Source organism: Variovorax sp. 10L426, assembly GCF_056395305.1.
Window position 1 is genome coordinate 1 of the sequence record NZ_JBFTJF010000004.1, and the last position, 21196, is coordinate 21196.

The following is a 21196-nucleotide window of genomic DNA, read 5'->3' on the forward strand; positions in this document are numbered from 1 at the left end:
CGGTTGCTATCACCGCCGGATCTGCACTGCTGCCCTACGCCGCTGAATACGTGGCTGTCAATGGAGCTGCTGGCGCCGGCGCAGCCAATTCGAGCGTGATGTACACGCTCATCTACCAGTAATTTCTGGTAGCCCGGAAGCGCGCCGCCCGGCGCGCTTCCTCCCCCTCTTTATTCCTTATTACCAATTCGGACCTGCAATTCCGATCCACTACCACCATGAAGCAAATCTTTAAGACTTTCTTGGCCGCTGGCGTGCTCGCGCTGGGGGTGGCTGGCGCGCTGCAAGCGCAGGCGTCCGTCGTTGTGGGTGGTACGCGGGTCATCTATAACGCCAAGGATCGCGAGACCACGGTCAAGCTCAGCAATGAAGGCAAGTCGCCCGCGCTGACGCAGATCTGGATCGACAAGGGCGATCCCAAGGCGGCCCCCTCAAGCATCCAGGTGCCGTTCACCGTGACGCCTCCCGTGGCGCGTATTGACCCCGCCAAGGCGCAGACCTTGCGCATTATTTACACCGGCGAGCCGTTGCCCCAGGACAAGGAGTCCGTGTTCTGGCTCAACGTGCTCGAAATTCCTCCCAAGGCATCTGCTGATCAGGCGGATACCAACAAGCTCCAGATGGCATTCCGCACTCGCGTGAAGTTATTCTTCCGGCCCGCGAGCCTCGAAGGCAAAGCGAGCGAGGCGCCTGCGCAGATCGCCTGGCGCCTGGTTCAGGACGGCAATCGGCCTGCGCTCGAAGGGCGCAATCCCACGTCCTATCACGTGTCCTTTTCTTCTTTGAAGCTCATCGGCGGCGGCAAGGAAGCTCAGTTCGATGACGGCGGAATGATCGGCCCGGGCGAGACGAAGGTCTTCCCGCTTTCCGGCGATGTTCCGCAAGGGCCTGAGTCCAAGGTGCACTACCAGGCCGTCAACGACTATGGCGGCACGACCGCGGGTGATGCGGTGCTTGGCGCACCGGCTTCCTCCTCTTCGAAGTAGGCCGCGTAGGCCAATTCCGGGCAAGCCCCGGCCCTCTTTTCTCTCCGTTCCCAATTTCAACATGCCGCATGCGCCGGCAGGGGATCGTCTCGCCTCAATTTTCACGACAACACTCCGATGCAAGCATTCAACGATCAGACTCTCCGGTTTCGGCTGCGCCCCACGAGCGCGCTGGTGTTGTCCTTGTTTGCAAGCGTCGGTGCCTGGGCTGACAGTGGAAATGCGCCTGCCTCCACCGCGGTGGCCCAGGTGGAATTCAACGACTTGTTTCTGCAACAGCCTGGCGGTGCCCGGATCGACTTCAGCCGCTTCAACAAGGGCAACGTCGCACTCCCGGGTAGTTACCGCGTCGACCTCTACGTCAACCAGGCATGGCTCGGGCGCTCGGAGGTGACGCTGCGCCAGATCGGTGATGACAGCGCCAACGTGCAACCCTGCTTCGACCGGGCCTTCCTTGAGCGCATTGGCGTCGACCTGACCAAACTCACCCCCGAGGTCAGCACGCGCCTGGAAGCCGGCGGCGACGCCTGCACGCCCCTCTCGGAACTGGTCACGGACGCCACCGCGGCATTCGACAACGGCGAGCAGCGGCTCGACATCAGCGTGCCTCAGATCGCGATGGTCCGCACGGCACGTGGCTATGTCGACCCGAAGTATTGGGATGACGGCGTGACGGCCGCCCGGCTGCAATACAACGCCAACACCTACTGGGCGGAGAGCGCAGGGCAATCGTCCGCGCAAAGCTATATCGGGCTGAATGGCGGCGTCAACGTTGGTGCGTGGCGCTTTCGTCACAGCGGCAGCCTGACCAGCGGCGATCATGGCGGAACCCGCTACCAGAGCGTGCTGACCAACGCGCAACGCGGCATCACTTCGATAAAGAGCCAGTTGGTTGTGGGCGATGCCTATACCGACGGCTCGATCTTCGACAGCGTGGGCTTTCGCGGCGTGCAGCTGGCCAGCGACGACCGCATGTACCCTGAGTCGCAGCGCGGCTACGCCCCAGTCGTGCGCGGCATCGCGAGCACCAATGCACGCGTGCAGATCCGCCAGAGGGGCAACATCATCTATGAGACCACCGTGGCGGCCGGCGCGTTCGAAATCAACGATCTCTATCCGACGGGCTATGGTGGCGACCTGGAGGTCATCGTGACTGAGGCCGACGGCCGCGTGCGCATTTCCACAGTGCCCTATGCAGCCGCCGTGAACTCGCTGCGTGCGGGCTTGACGCGCTACAACGTCACCGTGGGCCAGTATCGCAATACCAGCGTGCAGAGCACGTCGATGATGTCCCAGGCCACCGTGCAGCACGGTTTCAACAACCTGGTGACAGGCTACGGCGGCCTGACGCTCACGCAAGGCTATGCGGCCGGCGTGTTTGGCGCCGCGCTGAATACCGACTTTGGCGCCTTCGGCGCCGACATCACCCATGCCAGCACGCGCCTGGAAAACCAGCCCGACCGCAACGGGCAAAGCGTTCGGCTGAGCTATAGCAAGCTGCTCGAACCCACCAACACCAATCTGACGGTGGCGGCCTACCGCTATTCCAGCCGTGGGTATTTGAGCCTGTCCGACGCGATGGCGCTGCGCGACCTGGACAGTCGCGACATGGGATATGCCGCGAACGACACTCAGCGCGGCAGGCTGCAGTTGGTCTTGAACCAGGCCTTGCCCAAGGGTTATGGCTCGCTCTACGCATCCGGCTCCAGCCAGACCTACTGGAATCGCGGCGGCACCGACACGCAGTTTCAAGTGGGCTACAACAACAGCTACAAGCAGATCAACTACGGCGTCTCTGCAGTGAGAGAGTACAACCCGGCGGCCCGCAAGTGGGACAACCGCGTGATGCTGAACCTCAGCATTCCGTTCGGCGGTGGCCGGCATCCGGTGTATTCGACGACCAACTTGCAGCGCGACAAGAACGGGGACACCAGCGTCCGGCAATCGGTGACCGGTGCGTATGGCGAGGACAACGCCCTCAGCTATGGCCTGAGTGCGGCTCACAGCGGCGGCGCCGGCAACACGACCAGCCTGGGCGCCAACGTCGCCTACGCTTCTCCGATGGCCACGGTCACCGGCAATGCCAGCAAGAGCAACTCGTATTCGCAAGTTGGCGCTGGTGTTTCGGGGGCGGTCGTTGCCTACGCCGGTGGCGTGGCCTTCACGCCGAACGCGGGTGACACCGTGGCCATTGTCGAAGCCAAGGATGCAGCCGGCGCACGCGTTACCAACGGCAGTGGTCTGCGGGTGGACCCGTGGGGCCACGCGATTGTGTCGAATCTGGTGCCGTTCGCGAGCAATCAGATCGAAATCGACCCCAAGGGCCTGCCGGTGAACGTGGAACTCAAGTCCACGGAACAGCGCGTCGCCCCGACATCGGGCGCGGTGGTGGTCGTCAAGTTCGATACGGACAACACCGGCCGGGCAGCGATCATCAGCGCCAAGGCCAGCGATGGCACGCCGCTGTCGTTCGGTACGGAGGTGTTCGATGCCGAGGGGAACAACGTGGGCACCGTGGCGCAGGGGGGACGGATCATCGCGCGCGGCCTGAAGAGCGACAGCGGAACCCTGACAGCCCGTTGGGGCCAGGACGATCAATCGACTTGCTCGCTGGGCTACACCTTGCCTCCTGGCGACAGTCAGTCTGCATCCTATGTGGCTTTGGATGCCGACTGTCGATAGATCATTCCCAGGAGATTTTTCTGGGGAATACTTACTTCCGAAAAGAATTGCGATGAGATTTAACAGATATTCGACGCGGTGGCACGCCATCGCCAATACGGCAGGGCAGCGCCCGACGATTTCGTTGGGGCACAACTTATTGCGCAGGATTGATCTATGAAAAAGGTAATTCAGATATTTCTAGGCATTGTGATGGCTGTAGCCGGTTCATCTAGCGTCCAGGCGGCGTGCCGCGCTATTAACTTTGGTAGTGCGGATTATAATATGGCCACCATCCCTGTTATTGACGCCGCTGCTTCCGCCGACCTGCCGGATGGTGCAATTCTATTTTCTACCACTGTAAGCACCAGAACCACCGGTTCTTTAACGATTGCAGGATGTGCTGGCAAGCAAGTGAGGATCGACCTTTATGGCATTAGTGGGCCGCATAACACCACACCTTCGGGAATCCCAGGGATCGGAGCGCGTTTGGTGTGGACTGGCCAGGGCAATATCTTTTACCAGCTCGCTTTTCCGTCAGGATATCTTCCCCAGACTTCGACGAGCCCTTTGTCTGCCAGCAGTCAGCTCAGTTGGGCGGGGAGCCTGACCTTAGAGTTGGTCAAGACGGGTCCGCTGTCGGCCGGACGCTATACTTTGGCCCGAATTGCGTTTTACCTTGCAGTGGTGGGTGACAGCCTGGACCTTACCCCTTGGGGTTACATTTACGGTCTCTCAGGCCCTACTTCTCCCATTATTGAAGTCAGACAGAATCCGACCTGTAGTGTGTCCTCTCCTTCGATGCAAGTGTCATTAGGCAGCGTCCCGATTCGCAATTTCTCCGGGGTCGGGAGTACATCGCCACAATCACAATTGTTCAATATCCAACTTGCCTGCTCGGGCGGCGACACTGGGGCAACGACCAAGGTCTTCACCACATTGACTGACCAGACCAATCCTGCGAATGAGTTGGACACCTTGTCATTGGCCTCGGGTTCCACTGCAAGCGGTGTCGGAATCCAGGTGCTGAGCGGTACTACCCCCATCAAGTTCGGACCGGATTCGTCCGCAGCCGGGAACACCAACCAGTGGCAAGCAGGGAGCACCGGAAACGGGGCTTTCAACATTCCGTTGACGGCACGTTACGTCCAGACGGCCCCGACAATCACTGCTGGTTCAGCGAATGGCTTGGCGACTTTCACGATGAACTACCAGTGATAGGAGCCTGTTCAAAGTCTCGTCGTCAGGGCGATGCACAGATCAAGCTCGCCGGAACGACGGATTGATCAGAACGTGGGACGGAACGCGGCAGCAGGTAGCATTTCGCCCATGCAAAAAATCCAACTCGGTCAGAGCGACCTCCACGTCACGCCGATTTGCCTCGGCACCATGACCTTCGGTGAGCAGGTCAACGAGCCCACCGCGCATGCGATCCTGGATCGCGCCTTCGAACGCGGCATCGACTTTATCGATACGGCCGAGATGTACGCCGTCCCGACCCGCAAGGAAACCTTCGGCGCCACCGAGACCATCATCGGCAATTGGTTCGACAAGAATCCCGGCATTCGCCAGAAGATCGTGCTGGCGACCAAGGTTGCCGGTCCGTCACGCGGGATGCCATGGGTGCGAGAAGGCGGCGGCATGACGGCGGCCGATATCGCCGCCTCGTGCGAAGCCAGCCTCAAGCGTCTGAAGACGGACGTGATCGATCTCTACCAGATCCATTGGCCCGAACGCCATGTGCCCGCATTCGGCTCGATCTACTACGACCCGACGAAGGAAAGTTCCGCCACGTCGATCCATGAGCAACTCGATGCATTGGGCAAGCTCGTCAAGGCCGGCAAGGTGCGCGCGATCGGGCTGTCCAACGAAACGCCGTACGGTGTCCACGAATTCGTCCGGCTCGCCGAACAACACGGCCTGCCCCGCGTGGCGACCGTGCAGAACCTCTATTGCCTGATCGGCCGTGCGCTGGAAAACGGGCTCGACGAGACGATGCACCGCCTCGGCGTTTCGCTCCTGGCCTATTCGCCGCTGGCCTTCGGGCTGCTGACCGGCAAGTACGACGAAAGCGGCACCGAAGGGCCGTTGGCGCCCAAGGGTGCGCGCATCTCCAGCTACGAATCGGTGCGCAAGCAGCGCTGGGGCCGGGCGGATGCGCTCGCCGCTGCGCGCCGCTACAACGCGCTGGCAAAGTCGCACGGCCTCACGCCGGCAAAGCTCGCGCTGGCTTTCTGCTACACCAAGTGGCAGGTCGCGAGCACCATCATCGGCGTGACTTCGGTCGCGCAACTCGACGAAGACTTGGACGCCTGGGGCACGAAGCTTTCGCCCGAGTTGTTGGCGGAGATCGACAAGATCCGTTGGGAAATGCGGGATCCCGTAGCCTGACGACGAAGTGAGCAAGAAAACGCACGTCTCCGAAACGCCCGCGACGCAGATGCTGCGGGCGAACGGTATCGCGTTCACGGAGCACCCGTACGAGTACCTCGAGCACGGCGGCGCGCAACACAGCGCCGAAGTGCTCGGCTTCGACCCCTTCACGGTGGTCAAGACGCTCGTCATGCAGGATCAGGACGCCAAGCCGCTGATCGTGCTGATGCACGGCAACCGCACCGTCTCGACCAAGAACCTGGCACGGCAGATCGGGGCGAAGTCGGTCGAGCCCTGCAAGCCCGAAGTGGCGAATCGGCACAGCGGCTATCTCGTCGGCGGCACGTCGCCGTTCGGCACGCGCCGAGAGATGCCGGCCTATGTGGAGTCGACCATTCTCGAACTGCCCTGGATCGCCATCAACGGCGGGCGGCGGGGCTATCTGGTCGGGATCGATCCGCAGGTGTGCGTGAAGCTCCTGGGCGCGAAGCCGGTGCAGTGCGCGCTGGCAGAATAGCCGGCTGCCTCGTTCGGAGGCGCGCCGCCGGGATTGCCGGCCCGGAGACACTGTGAGTTCCTACTTTCCCTCGCTCGTCGCGATCGTTCTTTCCTACCTGCTCGGATCCCTGTCCTTTGCAGTGATCGTCAGCAAGTCGCTCGGCATGGCCGACCCGCGTAGCTACGGCAGCAAGAATCCCGGCGCCACCAATGTGCTGCGCTCGGGCAACAAGGGTGCTGCCCTGGCGACGCTGCTGCTCGACGCGCTGAAAGGGTGGATTCCGGTGTTCCTGATCCAGCACTTCGGCTCAGGGCTGGGGATGGGGCAGGGCGTTGCCGCGATCGCGGGCCTGGCGGCATTTCTCGGACACCTCTATCCGGTGTTCTTCGGTTTCCAGGGCGGCAAAGGCGTGGCCACGGCGGCCGGCGTGCTCGTCGGCATCGCCTGGTTGCTGGGGCTGGCCACCGGCGTCACCTGGCTGATCATCGCCGTCTTCTTTCGTTACTCGTCGCTGGCGTCCATCGTCGCCGCCTTTTTTGCGCCGGCGTACTACCTGATCGGCGGCGAAATCGCCTGGCCGCTCGACCTCACGGTGCTGTTGTCGCTGGTCTCGATCAGCCTGCTCTTGATATGGCGGCATCGCGAGAATATTCGCCGCATCGCGACCGGCACCGAGTCGAGGCTCGGCGCCAAGAAATAGACAAAGGAACAAGCATGGCCACCATTCAACGCTTTCATGTCGGTCCTCGCCTCAGCGAGACGGCCGTACACAACGGCACGATCTACCTGGCCGGCCAGGTGCCCGACGATACGACGCAAGACATTTGTGGCCAGACCGCCCAGGTCCTCGCCATGGTCGACCGCCTGCTCGCCGAAGCCGGCAGCGACAAGTCGCGCATCCTGATTGCGCAGATTTTCCTTGCCGACATCGCCGAGATCGGCGCGATGAACGAGGTGTGGGACGCCTGGATTCCCGCGGGCAACACGCCCCCGCGCGCGACGGTGCAGGCCGCCATGGCCAACCCAGCCTACAAGATCGAAATTGTCGTGACGGCCGCGGCGGCCTGAGCGTTCAGAACCGTTTCTCGAGGACCATCTGGTCGGCGTCGCGCCGCATGGAAAAGCGGCTGATGAAGCTGTTGCCGAGCAGGATGAAAGGCATGGGTTCCTGCGAAACGATGGCTTCGACGTCGTAGATCTCGACATCGCCGACGCGCACCGAGTTCAGCCGCACGCGATAGCCCTGCGCGAGACCGTTGGCGGTGTTCATCCGCACCGGCTCGCCCTTCGTGAAGTCGAGCCCGATGCGTTGCGCGTCGGCGGCCGACATGGAGACATTGGTCGCGCCGGTGTCCACCATGAAGGTGACAGCCCGGCCATTGATGGCCCCCTGGGTCATGAAATGCCCGCCGCTCGATACAGGCAGCACGATGCGGTTGCCGCCGCCCCCGCCGCCCCCGCCGGCACCTATGCTCGTCGGCGTATCCATGCGCAGCGCAATTCGCTTGCCGCCAGCTTCGACGGTCGCCTGCTCGCCCTGAAGAGCCAAGAGCTTGACGCCCTGGAAGGTCTCGCCGACTGCCACCGTCTTGGGCGCGCTGCCGTCCACGATCAGGATCGCGCGGCTCCCGATGGTGCCGGTCAGCATGACCGACTGCGCGTTGGCGAAAGTGCAGGCCGCCGCCAGCAGCAAGGGCGTAAGCGCCTTCATTGCGATTGACGCTCAGTCCCTGAAATTGTTGAAGGACAGCGGCATGTCCGGTACGTCCTTCTTGATCAGCGCCATCGCGGCTTGAAGATCATCCCGCTTGCCACCGGTGACGCGCACCGCGTCACCCTGGATGGCGGCCTGCACCTTGAGCTTGCTGTCCTTGATCAGGCGCTGGATCTTCTTGGCGGTCTCCGATTCGATGCCGTTCTTGACCTTGATGACCTGCTTGACCTTGTCGCCGCCGATCTTGTGGACGTCGCCCTTGTCGAGAAAGCGGACATCGACGCTGCGCTTCGTCAGCTTGGCGCGCAAGATGTCTTCGACCTGCACGAGCTGGAACTCGGCATCGCCGATCATGGTGATTTCCTTGTCCTTGAGCTCGACGGCAGCCGAAGTGCCCTTGAAGTCGAAGCGCGTGGAGATTTCCTTGGCGGTGTTCTCCACTGCGTTCTTGACCTCGGGCAAGTTGGGTTCACAAACAGTGTCGAAAGACGGCATGAAGGCTCCGGCGGCAACAAATTGAAAGGGCCACGCGCAGTGCCGCGCGGCGTGCGAATGCGACAATTCTCCCATGATCGTGGAGCACAACGTACCGCTGCAACAGCACAACAGCTTCGGTATTGTCGCGCGCGCCCAGCACATGGTGCGCATTGCCGGCGAAGCCGACGTTGCCGCGCTGCTGTCCGATGCGCAATGGGGCTCGGTGCCCAAGTTCGTGCTTGGCGGCGGCAGCAACATCGTGCTGACCGGCGACGTCAAACCGCTCGTGCTGAAGGTCGAGATCAAGGGGCGCAGGCTGGTCGAAGAGACGTCGCGCGCCTGGATCGTCGAGGCGGGCGCCGGTGAAATCTGGCACGACACCGTGCGCTGGGCACTCGAGCAGGGCTTTCCGGGGCTCGAAAATCTGGCACTGATTCCCGGAACGGTGGGTGGCTCACCGGTGCAGAACATCGGCGCCTATGGCGTCGAACTGCAGGATCGCTTCGACTCCCTCGACGCGATCGACCTCGAATCCGGCCGAACCTTTTCGCTCGACGCCGCGCAGTGTGCCTTCGGCTATCGCGACTCGGTCTTCAAGCATGTCGCCACCGGCGAGAACGATTTCGGTCTGGCGGGGCGGGCGCTGATCACGCGGGTGCGCTTTCATCTGCCCAAGCCCTGGAAGCCGGTGGTGAGTTACCTCGACCTTGAACGCAAGATGGCCGAAACCGGCAACTTCACGCCAAGCGCGATGGAAATCTTCGACTGGGTCTGCGCCATCCGCCGCGCGAAGCTGCCCGACTGGCGCGTACTCGGCAACGCCGGCAGCTTCTTCAAGAACCCGACCGTCACGCCGGAGCAGTGCGCCGACATCATTGCCCGCGACCCGAAGATCGTTCACTACCCAATGGCGGACGGCAGCATCAAGCTCGCAGCCGGCTGGCTGATCGATGCCTGCGGCTGGAAGGGCAAGTCGGTCGGAAACGCTGGCGTCTACGAGCGCCAGGCGCTCGTGCTCGTCAACCGCGGCGGCAAAGCCAACCCGGTCACGGGCGGCGAGGTGATGACACTGGCCAAGGCCATTCAGACCAGTGTCTACGAGCGCTTCGGCATCCGCCTGGAGCCCGAACCCGTCGTGGTCTGACCCCCGGCCGCGCGGAGCGCAGGCCCCTTCGTGAAACACCGCGGAACCGGCTCTGCCGGGCCGCTGGTGTTGCCCCTGGCAGGGGGTGGCAGCGACACGAAGTGCGCGAGCTTCGGGGCGAGCTTATTCTTCGTCGTTCTTTAGTTGGGGAAGCGACGCGCCCTGCGACGACGACAGCAGGCCCGCCCGCGCGTAGATCGCCAGCTTGTCCCGCGTATCGACGATGTCGAGGTTGCGCATGGTGAGCTGGCCGATGCGGTCGGCCGGCGAGAAGCTCGATTCGCCCTTTTCCATGGTCAGCCGCTCGGGCTGGTAGGTCAGGTTCGGCGACACAGTGTTAAGGATCGAATAGTCGTTGCCGCGGCGCAGTTCGACCGTGACCTCGCCAGTGATGGCGCGTGCCACCCAGCGCTGGGCCGTTTCGCGCAGCATGATGGCCTGCGGATCGAACCAGCGCCCCTGGTAGAGCAGGCGACCCAGCCGACGGCCATGGTCACGATATTGCTCGATGGTGTCCTCGTTATGGATGCCGGTCACCAGGCGTTCGTAGGCAATGAACAGCAGCGCGAGGCCGGGTGCCTCGTAGATGCCGCGGCTCTTGGCCTCGATGATGCGGTTTTCGATCTGGTCGCTCATACCCAGCCCGTGGCGGCCGCCGATGCGGTTGGCTTCCAGGATGATGTCGACAAGGCTCGAGTATTCGACGCCGTTGATTGCCACCGGACGGCCTTCGACGAAGCTCACCGTCACTTCTTCGCGCTTGACTTCGACCTCGTCATTCCAGAAGGCGACGCCCATGATGGGCTGCACGATCTTCATGCCGCTGTTCAGGTGCTCGAGATCCTTGGCTTCGTGCGTTGCACCGAGCATGTTGGAGTCGGTCGAGTAGGCCTTTTCCGCAGACATCTTGTAGGCGAAGCCGGCCTTCTGCATGAATTCCGACATCTCGGCGCGGCCGCCCAGTTCGTCGATGAAGGTCTGGTCGAGCCAGGGCTTGTAGATCTTCAGCGCCGGATTGGTCAGCAAGCCGTAGCGGTAGAAGCGCTCGATGTCGTTGCCCTTGTAGGTGCTGCCGTCGCCCCAGATGTGGACGTCGTCTTCCTTCATGGCCGACACCAGCATGGTGCCTGTGACCGCGCGCCCGAGCGGCGTCGTGTTGAAGTAGGTCAGGCCCGCCGTCGTGACGTGGAAAGCGCCGGCCTGCAGTGCGGCGATGCCTTCGGCGGCAAGCTGGGTCCGGCAGTCGATCAGGCGCGCCTTTTCGGCGCCGTAAAGCATCGCCTTGCGCGGGATTTCGTCGTAGTCGGGCTCGTCGGGCTGGCCGAGGTTGGCGGTGTAAGCGTAGGGAATGGCGCCCTTGTTGCGCATCCAGTGCAGCGCGGCGCTGGTGTCGAGGCCGCCTGAGAAGGCGATGCCGACCTTCTGGCCGGCGGGAACGTTCTGGAGGATGGTGGACATGCTCGATTCCCGGTTCAGCCGAAGTGGCAGATGTAGCTGTAGGGCTCGCCGCTCACGCGGATCTGGAAGCTGGCGTTGCCCGGCACGCTGAACTTCTCGCCAATGCCGGATGCCACCCACTCGCTGCTGCCCGAAAGCATGAATTCGCAACTGCCGCCGGTGCCTTCCATGATCTCTGGCGCGCCAGTGTTGAAGGTGAGGGTGGACGGCAGGATCACGCCGACCGATTTCTTGGTGCCGTCGGCGAGCGTGAGGCTGTGGCTCACGCATTTGCCGTCGAAGTACACGTTGGCCTTGGTCGATACCGAGGCGCTCTGGAGGAATTCGGTTGTGCTCATGAGATAGGAGGGCGTGGCACCGGTTGCGGTCGGCATCCGGCGGCGCGCCTTTGCCAGACGCGCCCTTGCAATGGTTGGAAAAGCCCGTGATTTTAGGCTTCCCGGCCGGCCCTCCGGCCTGATCCCGGACTCAGCGCCAGCGACCACCCCAGCCGCGCGAGTAGCCGAAGCCCAGCGAGATGCCGATCGGCGGGTAGGCGTAGGCCGGTGCGTAGGCTGGGCCGTAGTAGGCGGGGGCGGGGTAGTAGACAGGCGCCGGCTGTACGTACACGGGGGCGGGCTGTGCATACATGGGAGCGGACTGCGCGTAGCCCGGTGCCAGCGCCGGTGCACCACCGCCCGACACCACAAGGCCTTGCTCCGGAACGACGTTGTCCCAGTTCTGAGGCGCCGGGTTCTGTGCAATCTGTGATTGCGGTACGACTGGCGACGTCGTGACGCCGTAGTCGCCCATATCGACCGAAATGCTTGCTCCAGGGGGCGTTGCCGTGCGCGTCGAGTATTGGCGACCCGCGTATTCGTAGGTGACGTTGTAGCTGATATGCCCGTTCGATTCGGTCACGGGCGATGTGGAAATCACCCGTGCCAACACCTGTTCTGCGTGGGCCATCGTGGCGCCGCCTGCCAGAGCGGCGGTCAACACAGAGAGGGCCGATATCTTGCGAATGGTGTTCGTATTCATGTCAATAACTCCTGGAAATGGGACTGCCAGCCCCGCATGGTTGGATTTGACGCGTTGGGGTGGTTCGGGTTCAACCGTTTACACAACGTGGCTTTTCCATTGGTCGGCGTCGAACCCCGTCGTGACGCCTGCGGGGGATCCCCAATCGACCACCGGCCGCTTGATCAGGCTGGGATTGGCGAGCAATGCAGTGCGCGCCGAGAGGGCGTCGACCACGCCCGCGCGGGTGGCTTCGTCGAGCCGGCGCCATGTGGTTCCGCGGCGATTGACCAGCGCTTCCCAACCGGGCGCGCGGAGCCACTGGTCCAGTTGGGCTTCGGGGACGCCTTCTTTCTTGAAATCGTGGAATCGGTAGGCGACACCATGTTCATCGAGCCAAGCGCGGGCGCGCTTGACGGTGTCGCAGTTCGTTATGCCGTAGAGCGTTATCATCCCTCGATGATGCCTGGGGCCCGCGTCGGCGACAATTCCGGGCTCCATGAAAACCCTCGCCGAATGGCTCGCGCTCGCTGAGCGCCTGCACCCCAAGAACATCGAACTCGGGCTCGACCGCGTCCGCACCGTCGCCGAGCGGCTGGGCCTTTCCTTCGACTGCCCTGTCATCACGGTGGCCGGCACCAACGGCAAGGGCTCGACTTGCGCGATGCTCGAGTCGATCCTCACGCATGCGGGCTACCGCACGGCTGTCTTCACTTCTCCCCATCTGGTGCACTTCGAGGAGCGGCTGCGATTGCGCGGCCATGCAGTCGACGGGGTCGAACTCGCGGAGCACTTTGAAACGGTGGAGCGCGGCCGGGGCGATGTCGCGCTGACCTATTTCGAGTTCACGACGCTTGCCATCCTGCTGTGCATCGCGGCGAACAAGCCGGACGTCGCCATCCTCGAAGTTGGCCTCGGGGGACGGCTCGATGCGGTCAACATCGTCGATGCCGACTGCGGCGTGATCACCAGCATCGACCTCGACCATATGGACTTTCTCGGCCCCGATCGCGAGAGCATCGGTTTCGAGAAGGCCGGCATCCTGCGAGCCGGTCGCCCGGCAATCGTCAGCGATCCGGTTCCGCCGCAAAGCGTGATCGACCATGCCAACGCGATCGGTGCCGATCTCTGGCTCGTCGGACGTGACTTCAACGTGTCGGGCGACAAGCAGCAGTGGGGTTGGAGTGGCCGCGGCAGGCGCTACAGCGGCTTGGCCTATCCGGCACTGCGCGGTGCCAACCAATTGATCAACGCCGCCGGAGTGCTGGCTGCGCTCGAAGCCCTGCGGCAGCGGCTTCCGGTGACTGCGCAGGCGGTGCGCAACGGTCTGGCCATGGTCGAACTGCCGGGGCGCTTCCAGATCATTCCAGGCGAGCCGGCCTTGGTGCTAGACGTTGCGCATAACGCGCACGCGGTCGCCGCGCTGGCCGAAAACCTCGATGCAATGGGCTTCTACCCGACCACCCACGGTGTATTCGGTGTGATGGCCGACAAGGATCTGATCCCCATCCTGGCGCGGATCGGCCCGATGATCGACCGCTGGTATTTCACTGATCTGCCGACAGCGCGCGCCGCCAAGGCGGACGATCTGCTGGCCCGCTGGCAGGCGCAGAACACGCGCTCCGACACCAGCGGCAGCGTGCACCACGCTCCCATGGAAGCGCTGCAAGCCGCCATCGATCATGCGGACCCCACTGATAGAATCGTCGTCTTCGGATCGTTCTTCACCGTGGGTGGCGTGCTCGAGCACGGAACCCCTCGTCTGCGGGCCAGGCACTTGTCGTCGGACTCCTGAAACAGCCTGATTTCCGGCGCTTTTTCCACCTCACGCTGCACTCCATCAGGAAAACGAATTTCATGGCGTTCTTCAAGTTCCGCGCACGCGGTCCTCAGGGCAACGAAGGGCGAAACTCCGCCGTCGCCGCACCGCCGGCGGAGAGCATCGAAGCGATGCGTCGTCGCGCACGCCACCGGCTCGTCGGCGCCGCCGTGTTGGTGTTGATCGGCGTGATCGGCTTCCCCTTGTTGTTCGACACGCAACCGCGTCCGGTCGCGGTCGACATTCCGATCGAAGTCCCGGACCGCGCCAAGGCAAAACCCCTGACCCTGCCGTCGACACCGGCGCCTGCACCCGCGGCCTCCGGCAAGGGCGGCGGCGCCGCATCGGCCAACGGCAGCATCATCACCGAGGCTGCGGACGGCACCGAGATTCCGCCCGGCAAGGTCGCCGCCGCAACACCGCCTGCGGAAGCCAAGCCCGACCCGGCGCCCGAGACGAAGCCGGAACCCAAACCCGAACCGAAACCCAAGGTAGAAGCCAAGGCCGAGCCCAAGCCGGAAGCCAAGGCGGAGCCGAAACCCGCACCCCCCAAGCCGGCAGCTCCCGCCGACGATGGCGGCCGCGCACGCGCCTTGCTCGAAGGCAAGACACCCGTGGCGTCCGCAACCGCTGCAAAGCCTACCGCGACCACCAACGCTGACGAAAACGGCCGCTTCGTGGTCCAGGTCGGCGCCTTTGCCGATGCGGACAAGGCCAAGGAAGTGCGCCAGAAACTCGAAAAGGCGGGGCTCAAGACATATACGCACGTCGCGAAGACGGCCGATGGTGAGCGCACGCGTGTGCGCGTCGGTCCGTTTGCCACACGTGCGGAGGCTGACCGTGCTGCGGGCAAGGTCAAGGGCTTGTCATTGCCGGCAGCCATCCTCAGCTTGTAGCCAGCACCGATCGACGTGGCCCTCCTCGACTGGATCGCCGTCGCCCTGGTGGTGATTTCGATGTTGCTGGGATTGATGCGTGGCCTGGTCTTCGAGGTGATATTGCTCGCAGGCTGGGTGGCTGCCTTCCTGTGCGCCCAGTGGCTGGCGGAAGACATCGGCCGTTGGTTGCCTTTCGGCGACCCGGCCGCAACTTGGCGCTACGCGGCGGGTTTCGTGCTGGTGTTCGTGGCCGTGGCCTTCAGCGTGGGGCTGGTGGCTTCGCTCACGCGCAAACTCGTGGCGGTGATCGGACTGCGGCCAGTGGATCGTATTTTGGGCGGCGTCTTCGGCGTGGCGCGCGGCGCGACGGCGCTGCTGGCCGCCGCGGTGGTTGTTCATTTGCTGGCGTTGAGCGACAGTGCCTGGTGGCACGAATCGCGAAGCGCCATTGTTCTCGATGCGGCATTGCAGGGCCTGAAGCCCGCCTTGCCTGAAAAGTTGGCAAGCTACCTGCCCTGAGAGGATTGCTTCATGTGTGGAATCGTCGGCGTTGTCAGTAGCGCCCCCGTCAATCAACTGCTCTACGACGCGCTGCTGCTCTTGCAGCACCGCGGCCAGGATGCGGCCGGTATCGTGACGTTGCTGGAGCGCAAGTTCTTCATGCACAAGGCCAAGGGCATGGTGCGCGACGTGTTCCGTACGCGCAACATGCGCGCGCTGCCCGGTGATGTCGGACTGGGCCAGGTACGTTATCCCACCGCAGGCAATGCCTACAGCGAGGAAGAGGCCCAGCCCTTCTACGTGAACGCGCCTTTCGGCATCGTGCTGGTACACAACGGCAACCTGACCAATGCGCATGCGCTGCGGGCCGAACTGTTCTCCACCGACCACCGCCACACCAACACCGAGAGCGATTCCGAAGTGTTGCTCAACGTGCTGGCGCACGAGATCGATCGCGCGACGCGTGGCGGCGCGCTCAAGTCGGCAACGCTGTTCGATGCGGTGCGCAACGTGCACAGGCGACTGCGCGGCTCGTACGCTGTGGTGGCGCTGATCGCGGGCCATGGCCTGCTCGCGTTCCGCGATCCCTACGGCATCCGCCCGCTTGCCATCGGCCGCGGCGCCGACGGCACCGTGATGGTCGCCAGCGAATCGGTCGCGCTCGAAGGCTCGGGCCATGTGTTCGAACGCAACATCGGGCCGGGCGAGGCGGTGTTCGTCGATCTCCAGGGGCAGGTGCATGCAGAGCAATGCGCCGATTCCCCGACGCTCAAGCCGTGCATCTTCGAGTTTGTCTATCTCGCGCGGCCGGATTCCGTGCTCGACGGCATCTCCGTCTATCAGGCCCGTTTGAACCTCGGCGAGACGCTGGCCAAGCGCGTGGTCTCGACCGTGCCGCCCAGCGAGATCGACGTCATCATTCCAATCCCCGAATCGAGTCGACCGAGCGCCACACAGCTTGCTCACCTGCTCGGCGTTCCGTACCGCGAAGGCTTCGTGAAGAACCGCTATGTGGGTCGCACCTTCATCATGCCGGGCCAGGGCGTGCGCAAGAAGTCAGTGCGCCAGAAGCTGAATGTGATCGGCAGCGAGTTCAAGGGCCGTAACGTGCTGCTGGTCGACGACTCCATCGTTCGCGGCACCACCAGCCGTGAGATCGTGCAGATGGCGCGCGATGCCGGTGCACGCAAGGTGTATCTCGCGAGCGCTGCGCCGCCGGTACGCTACCCCAACGTCTACGGCATCGACATGCCCACCAAGGATGAGTTGGTGGCGCACGACCGCACCGTCGAACAGATCCGCGAACTGATCGGCTGCGATGCGCTGATCTACCAGGATGTCGATGCAATGAAGCGCGCCATCGGTTCGCTGAATCCCAAGCTCGACGGGTTCGATGCATCTTGCTTCGACGGCGTCTATGTGACGGGCGACATCGACACGGAAGCCATCTCGCGAATGAACGGAAATCGTCCCCGCGTCGAAGAGACCGAAGAGGATTCCTCGCGTCTCGCGCTGCCCAATCTGAGCTGAAACAACGTGGCCGACCAACCCCTGCCACCCGGACTTCACCGCGACACGCTCGCGGTGCGCACCGCGCTGGAGCGAAGCCAGTATGGCGAGAATTCCGAAGCACTCTTTCTGACGAGCAGCTTCGTGCAGCCCGACGCCGAGACTTCGGCGCGTCGGTTCGCCGGCACCGAAGAAGGCTTTACGTACACGCGCACGTCCAATCCGACGGTGGCCAGCTTCGAGCGACGGCTGGCGGCGCTCGAAGGCACCGAGGCTGCCATCGGCGCGTCCAGCGGGATGGCCGCCATCCTCATGATGTGCATGGGGTTGCTCAAGGCGGGCGACCACGTCGTGTGCTCACGCTCGGTGTTCGGCTCGACACTCAACCTCATTGGCCGCGAGTTCGGCAAGTTCGGCGTTGAAACCACTTTTGTTTCGCAGACGGATGTCGCCGAGTGGAAATCAGCCATTCGCTCGACGACCAAGCTGCTGTTCGCCGAAACGCCGACGAATCCACTGACCGACGTGTGCGATATCCGCGCGCTGGCGGACATTGCGCACGATGCAGGCGCGTTGCTCGTGGTGGACAACTGCTTCTGTTCGCCCGCATTGCAGCGGCCGACCGAACTCGGCGCGGACCTCGTCATTCATTCGGGTACCAAATACCTCGAAGGGCAGGGCCGCGTGCTCGCCGGCGCGATCTGCGGTTCCGCGAAGCTGATCAACGAAGTGTTCGGGCCGGTCGTGCGGACCGCCGGTATGGCGTTGTCGCCATTCAACGCCTGGGTTGTCCTCAAGGGGCTCGAAACGCTCGGCATCCGCATGCAGGCACATTGCGCAGGCGCGTTGGCGCTCGCGCAGTGGCTCGAAACGCAACCCGGTGTCGCGCGCGTCTACTACCCAGGCTTGCCGTCGCATCCGCAGCATGAACTGGCGATGCGACAGCAGTCGGGGCAGGGCGGTGCGGTCGTGTCGTTCGACGTGAGCGGCGACAGCCCCGAGACGGCACGAGCCAATGCGTTCCAGGTCATCGACAGCACGCGCGTGCTGAGCATCACGGCCAACCTCGGCGACACCAAGACCACCATCACTCATCCGGCCACCACCTCGCACGGGCGCCTCAGTGAAGCGCAGCGGCAGGCGGCAGGCATCAGCCAGGGCCTGATCCGCGTCGCGGTCGGGCTCGATCACATTGAAGACATCAAGGCCGACCTCCTACGAGGTCTCGGCGGCCTGGGCACTCTCGCATGACGCAAAAGACACGCACCCGCTTCGCACCTTCCCCGACCGGATTCATTCACCTCGGCAACATCCGTTCGGCGCTCTATCCGTGGGCCTTTGCACGCTCGACCGGCGGCGACTTCATTCTTCGGATCGAAGACACCGACGTCGAGCGTTCGACACAGGCAGCCGTCGACGTCATCCTTGAAAGCATGCAGTGGCTGGGCCTCGACCACGATGAAGGCCCGTACTACCAGATGCAGCGCATGGACCGCTACAAGTCCGTGCTAGCCGAGATGCAGGCCGCTGGCCTGGTGTACCCCTGCTACATGAGCGTGGCAGAACTCGACGCCCTGCGCGAGAAGCAGATGGCCGCCAAGGAAAAGCCGCGCTATGACGGCACTTGGCGTCCCGAGCCCGGCAAGACCCTGCCATCTGTGCCTGAAGGCGTACAGCCTGTGCTGCGGTTTCGCAATCCGCAGGGCGGTGTAGTTGCGTGGGACGACAAAGTCAAAGGCCGCATCGAAATCGGCAATGACGAACTCGACGACCTCGTGATCGCGCGCCCTGACGGAACGCCGACCTACAACTTCTGCGTCGTGGTCGATGACATCGACATGACCATCACGCACGTGATCCGCGGCGACGACCACGTGAACAACACGCCGCGCCAGATCAATATCTTCCGCGCGCTCGGCAAGGAGCCGCCGGTGTACGCGCATCTGCCTACCGTTCTGAACGAGCAGGGCGAGAAGATGAGCAAGCGCAACGGCGCAAAACCAGTCACGCAATTCCGCGATGAGGGCTTCTTGCCCGACGCGATGGTGAATTACCTTGCGCGCCTCGGCTGGAGTCATGGCGACGACGAGATCTTCTCGCGTGGGCAATTCATCGAGTGGTTCAACCTCGACCACCTGGGCCGCAGCGCTGCGCAGTTCGACGAGACCAAGCTGCGCTGGGTCAATGCGCAGCACCTCAAGGCAATGGCCGATGAGGCACTGGCTCCGCTGGTCGCTGCGCAATTGCAAAAGCGGGGCATCGCTATCGACGAGCGACTTCCCGCGATCTGCGGACTCTTCAAAGATCGTTGCGAAACCACGGTGGCGCTAGCAGACTGGGCTGCGGCCTTCTATGCGGACATCGTTGTAAGCGAAGCCGATCGCGCGCAGCACGTCACCGATGCCGTGCGACCCGCAATTGCGGCGTTGGCAGACAAGCTCGCGAACGTCGCGTGGGACAAGGCTGCGATTGCGTCCGCCATCAAGGAAGTGCTGGCCGCACATGGCCTCAAGATGCCTGCGCTCGCAATGCCGGTGCGCGTTCTTGTGATGGGAACGCCGCAGACGCCATCACTCGACGCAGTGCTCTCTCTTTTTTCTCGCGAGAAAGTGATTGAGAGATTAAAGAAGGCCTAAAAACCTGTATATAATTTGAGGCTCGACACCCACAAGGGGGTATAGCTCAGCTGGGAGAGCGCTTGCATGGCATGCAAGAGGTCAGCGGTTCGATCCCGCTTACCTCCACCAACAGGGCGTCGAGAAAATAGTCCAGGTTTTGACCCTATCGTCTAGAGGCCTAGGACATCACCCTTTCACGGTGAGTACCGGGGTTCGAATCCCCGTAGGGTCGCCAGTTTTCACCATCAGGTGAAGAAGGCACAAGTGGCAACACTTGGCTCCAGTCGGAGTGAACGTTGCCTACCAGGAGTGGTAGTTCAGTTGGTTAGAATACCGGCCTGTCACGCCGGGGGTCGCGGGTTCGAGTCCCGTCCACTCCGCCAGAAAGCAGAAAAGCCGTTGCAAGTCACTGACTTGCAACGGCTTTTTTCATTCTGACTACTACCCTGCACGCTGTTACTCCAAAGGCCCGGTCGGCACGATATCTGCTGCCTATGCTTGGCGTTCTGGTCTTCAACGACTGACCCGTCGCGCTCAATGCAGGCACGCAGCACTGCCGTTCCAACGTGCCGCGCGTAGAAAAGCCGTTGCAAGTTATTAACCTGCAACGGCTTGATTCCTCCGACACTGATTCGGTCACACCATAAACGTCACGACACCGTTCGAAAGGTTGTACATCGACCCGACGATCTTGATCTGCCCCTTCTTCTCGAGGTCGGTCAGGATAGGGCTGCCGCTGCGCACTGCGTCGATCGTCTGCTGCACGTTCGTGCGCGCCACTGCATCCACGAACTCGGGGTTCTTGCTGGATCGGTCGCCCGTGTAGGACGTCGCCGCGACTGCAGGCTTGATGACGTCGAGCAGCCCGGTCAGGCTTCCGAGCTGAACGCCGTCGATAGCGCCTTTGATGGCTCCGCAAGCGGTATGTCCCATGACAAGCACGACCTTGGCACCCGCGGCTGCGCAAGCGAACTCAAGGCTGCCGATCAGGTCCTTGTTGGCGATGTTTCCGGCGACGCGTGCATTGAAGCTGTCGCCGATGCCCATGTCGAGAATGATCTCGGCGGGTGCGCGCGAGTCGATGCAACTCAGGATGACAGCCGCCGGGTATTGCCCCGACGCGCTCGAGCGCTTCTGCGCGAGGTAGTCGTGCGTCTGCATCTTTCCGGATCGGAAGCGCTGGTTCCCTTTCTTCATCATCTCGAAGACCTTGTCCGGGCTCATGGCGTCGCGTTGGGCCTGGGTCAGCGAGGCGGCTTCGGCGTCGTCCGTTCGCAGTCCGATGCTGGCCATCAGGACGGCGGCGCCGCCGCCCGCGGCCGTCTTCTTCAACCACGCCCGTCGATCGCCGTTCGCGGGGCCTTGGCTGTCCGATGCACAGCAACTGGTGATCAGTTTCATTGGAGATCCTTTCAAGAACTGGGCTCGAGCGCAGACGCATGGCCGCAAGCCTGCGGCAGATGCTAGGCACTTTGATGGGCGGCTGCCACTTCGGAGGGGCTCGTTCGATGTGCTTGACGCGAGTAAAGAACTGGGCCGCGAGCCCTCAACTTCTTCCTG

21 protein-coding genes, 3 tRNA genes and 1 pseudogene are annotated in these 21196 nt (G+C 63.0%); 18 read left to right on the forward strand and 7 right to left on the reverse strand.

Annotation, left to right across the window (positions count from 1 at the left end; genetic code table 11):
* From AC1DHL_RS06560 to AC1DHL_RS06595, 8 genes and pseudogenes are all read left to right on the forward strand, one after another.
* Nucleotides 1–122, forward strand: a pseudogene (locus AC1DHL_RS06560) (fimbrial protein); the annotation flags it as partial.
* 96 nt (nt 123–218) lie between these two features.
* Nucleotides 219–986 carry a fimbria/pilus periplasmic chaperone gene (locus tag AC1DHL_RS06565; RefSeq protein ID WP_478097518.1) on the forward strand — a complete coding sequence of 256 codons (768 nt, stop codon included), beginning with the start codon at nt 219–221 and terminating at the stop codon, nt 984–986.
* 117 nt (nt 987–1103) lie between these two features.
* Nucleotides 1104–3668: a fimbria/pilus outer membrane usher protein gene (locus AC1DHL_RS06570; RefSeq protein ID WP_478161444.1), complete on the forward strand. Its 2565-nt coding sequence runs from the start codon at nt 1104–1106 to the stop codon at nt 3666–3668.
* Nucleotides 3669–3824: 156 nt separating this feature from the next.
* Nucleotides 3825–4865 carry a fimbrial protein gene (locus AC1DHL_RS06575; protein WP_478161446.1) on the forward strand — a complete coding sequence of 347 codons (1041 nt, stop codon included), beginning with the start codon at nt 3825–3827 and terminating at the stop codon, nt 4863–4865.
* Between the two features lie 111 nt (nt 4866–4976).
* Complete coding sequence (locus AC1DHL_RS06580) at nt 4977–6038, forward strand: aldo/keto reductase (RefSeq protein ID WP_478097513.1); 1062 nt, start codon at nt 4977–4979, stop codon at nt 6036–6038.
* A 7-nt stretch (nt 6039–6045) separates the two neighbouring features.
* A complete protein-coding gene (locus AC1DHL_RS06585) occupies nt 6046–6537 on the forward strand; it encodes an aminoacyl-tRNA deacylase (protein WP_478097511.1) in 492 nt (163 codons plus the stop codon).
* A gap of 52 nt (nt 6538–6589) precedes the next feature.
* Nucleotides 6590–7219 carry a glycerol-3-phosphate 1-O-acyltransferase PlsY gene (gene plsY, locus AC1DHL_RS06590; protein ID WP_478097509.1) on the forward strand — a complete coding sequence of 210 codons (630 nt, stop codon included), beginning with the start codon at nt 6590–6592 and terminating at the stop codon, nt 7217–7219.
* Nucleotides 7220–7233: 14 nt separating this feature from the next.
* The gene (locus AC1DHL_RS06595) at nt 7234–7587 is read left to right on the forward strand and encodes a RidA family protein (RefSeq protein WP_478161448.1); all 354 of its coding nucleotides are present in this window, start codon (nt 7234–7236) and stop codon (nt 7585–7587) included.
* Nucleotides 7588–7591: 4 nt separating this feature from the next.
* On the opposite strand, the gene AC1DHL_RS06600 is transcribed toward AC1DHL_RS06595, so the two are convergent.
* Nucleotides 7592–8230 (reverse strand): retropepsin-like aspartic protease family protein, encoded by a 639-nt coding sequence (locus AC1DHL_RS06600; RefSeq protein ID WP_478097505.1) that lies wholly within the window; start codon nt 8228–8230, stop codon nt 7592–7594.
* A gap of 12 nt (nt 8231–8242) precedes the next feature.
* On the reverse strand, nt 8243–8728 hold the full coding sequence (locus AC1DHL_RS06605; RefSeq protein WP_478097504.1) for a YajQ family cyclic di-GMP-binding protein: 486 nt from the start codon (nt 8726–8728) through the stop codon (nt 8243–8245).
* Between the two features lie 73 nt (nt 8729–8801).
* Here AC1DHL_RS06605 and murB point away from each other — a divergent pair, with 73 nt between their 5' ends.
* Nucleotides 8802–9854 carry a UDP-N-acetylmuramate dehydrogenase gene (murB, locus tag AC1DHL_RS06610; protein WP_478161450.1) on the forward strand — a complete coding sequence of 351 codons (1053 nt, stop codon included), beginning with the start codon at nt 8802–8804 and terminating at the stop codon, nt 9852–9854.
* Nucleotides 9855–9977: 123 nt separating this feature from the next.
* Here murB and argG read toward each other — a convergent pair whose 3' ends face one another.
* From argG to AC1DHL_RS06630, 4 genes are all read right to left on the reverse strand, one after another.
* The gene (gene argG / locus AC1DHL_RS06615; RefSeq protein ID WP_478097500.1) at nt 9978–11312 is read right to left on the reverse strand and encodes an argininosuccinate synthase; all 1335 of its coding nucleotides are present in this window, start codon (nt 11310–11312) and stop codon (nt 9978–9980) included.
* 14 nt (nt 11313–11326) lie between these two features.
* A complete protein-coding gene (gene ppnP / locus AC1DHL_RS06620; protein WP_478097558.1) occupies nt 11327–11650 on the reverse strand; it encodes a pyrimidine/purine nucleoside phosphorylase in 324 nt (107 codons plus the stop codon).
* A gap of 130 nt (nt 11651–11780) precedes the next feature.
* Nucleotides 11781–12332, reverse strand: coding sequence for a hypothetical protein (locus AC1DHL_RS06625; protein ID WP_478097498.1), 552 nt, complete (start codon nt 12330–12332; stop codon nt 11781–11783).
* Between the two features lie 78 nt (nt 12333–12410).
* Complete coding sequence (locus AC1DHL_RS06630; protein ID WP_478161452.1) at nt 12411–12764, reverse strand: ArsC family reductase; 354 nt, start codon at nt 12762–12764, stop codon at nt 12411–12413.
* A 34-nt stretch (nt 12765–12798) separates the two neighbouring features.
* Here AC1DHL_RS06630 and folC point away from each other — a divergent pair, with 34 nt between their 5' ends.
* The 9 genes from folC to AC1DHL_RS06675 all read left to right on the forward strand — a co-directional run bounded on the left by folC (nt 12799) and on the right by AC1DHL_RS06675 (nt 20019).
* On the forward strand, nt 12799–14106 hold the full coding sequence (folC, locus tag AC1DHL_RS06635; protein WP_478161699.1) for a bifunctional tetrahydrofolate synthase/dihydrofolate synthase: 1308 nt from the start codon (nt 12799–12801) through the stop codon (nt 14104–14106).
* 62 nt (nt 14107–14168) lie between these two features.
* Nucleotides 14169–15026, forward strand: a complete 858-nt coding sequence (locus AC1DHL_RS06640) for an SPOR domain-containing protein (protein WP_478161454.1) — start codon at nt 14169–14171, stop codon at nt 15024–15026.
* A 15-nt stretch (nt 15027–15041) separates the two neighbouring features.
* A complete protein-coding gene (locus tag AC1DHL_RS06645) occupies nt 15042–15527 on the forward strand; it encodes a CvpA family protein (RefSeq protein ID WP_478161456.1) in 486 nt (161 codons plus the stop codon).
* 12 nt (nt 15528–15539) lie between these two features.
* Nucleotides 15540–17039 carry an amidophosphoribosyltransferase gene (purF, locus tag AC1DHL_RS06650; protein ID WP_478161458.1) on the forward strand — a complete coding sequence of 500 codons (1500 nt, stop codon included), beginning with the start codon at nt 15540–15542 and terminating at the stop codon, nt 17037–17039.
* Between the two features lie 6 nt (nt 17040–17045).
* Nucleotides 17046–18269, forward strand: a complete 1224-nt coding sequence (locus AC1DHL_RS06655) for an O-succinylhomoserine sulfhydrylase (protein ID WP_478161460.1) — start codon at nt 17046–17048, stop codon at nt 18267–18269.
* Complete coding sequence (gene gltX, locus AC1DHL_RS06660; protein ID WP_478161462.1) at nt 18266–19654, forward strand: glutamate--tRNA ligase; 1389 nt, start codon at nt 18266–18268, stop codon at nt 19652–19654. Before AC1DHL_RS06655 ends, gltX begins: the two co-directional genes overlap by 4 nt.
* Before the next feature lie 35 nt (nt 19655–19689).
* Nucleotides 19690–19765: transfer RNA gene (locus tag AC1DHL_RS06665), tRNA-Ala, on the forward strand.
* 30 nt (nt 19766–19795) lie between these two features.
* A tRNA-Glu gene (locus tag AC1DHL_RS06670) sits at nt 19796–19871 on the forward strand.
* A 71-nt stretch (nt 19872–19942) separates the two neighbouring features.
* Nucleotides 19943–20019, forward strand: a tRNA-Asp gene (locus tag AC1DHL_RS06675).
* A gap of 253 nt (nt 20020–20272) precedes the next feature.
* Here AC1DHL_RS06675 and AC1DHL_RS06680 read toward each other — a convergent pair.
* Nucleotides 20273–21037: a carbonic anhydrase family protein gene (locus AC1DHL_RS06680; RefSeq protein ID WP_478161464.1), complete on the reverse strand. Its 765-nt coding sequence runs from the start codon at nt 21035–21037 to the stop codon at nt 20273–20275.
* Nucleotides 21038–21196 lie beyond the last annotated feature (159 nt).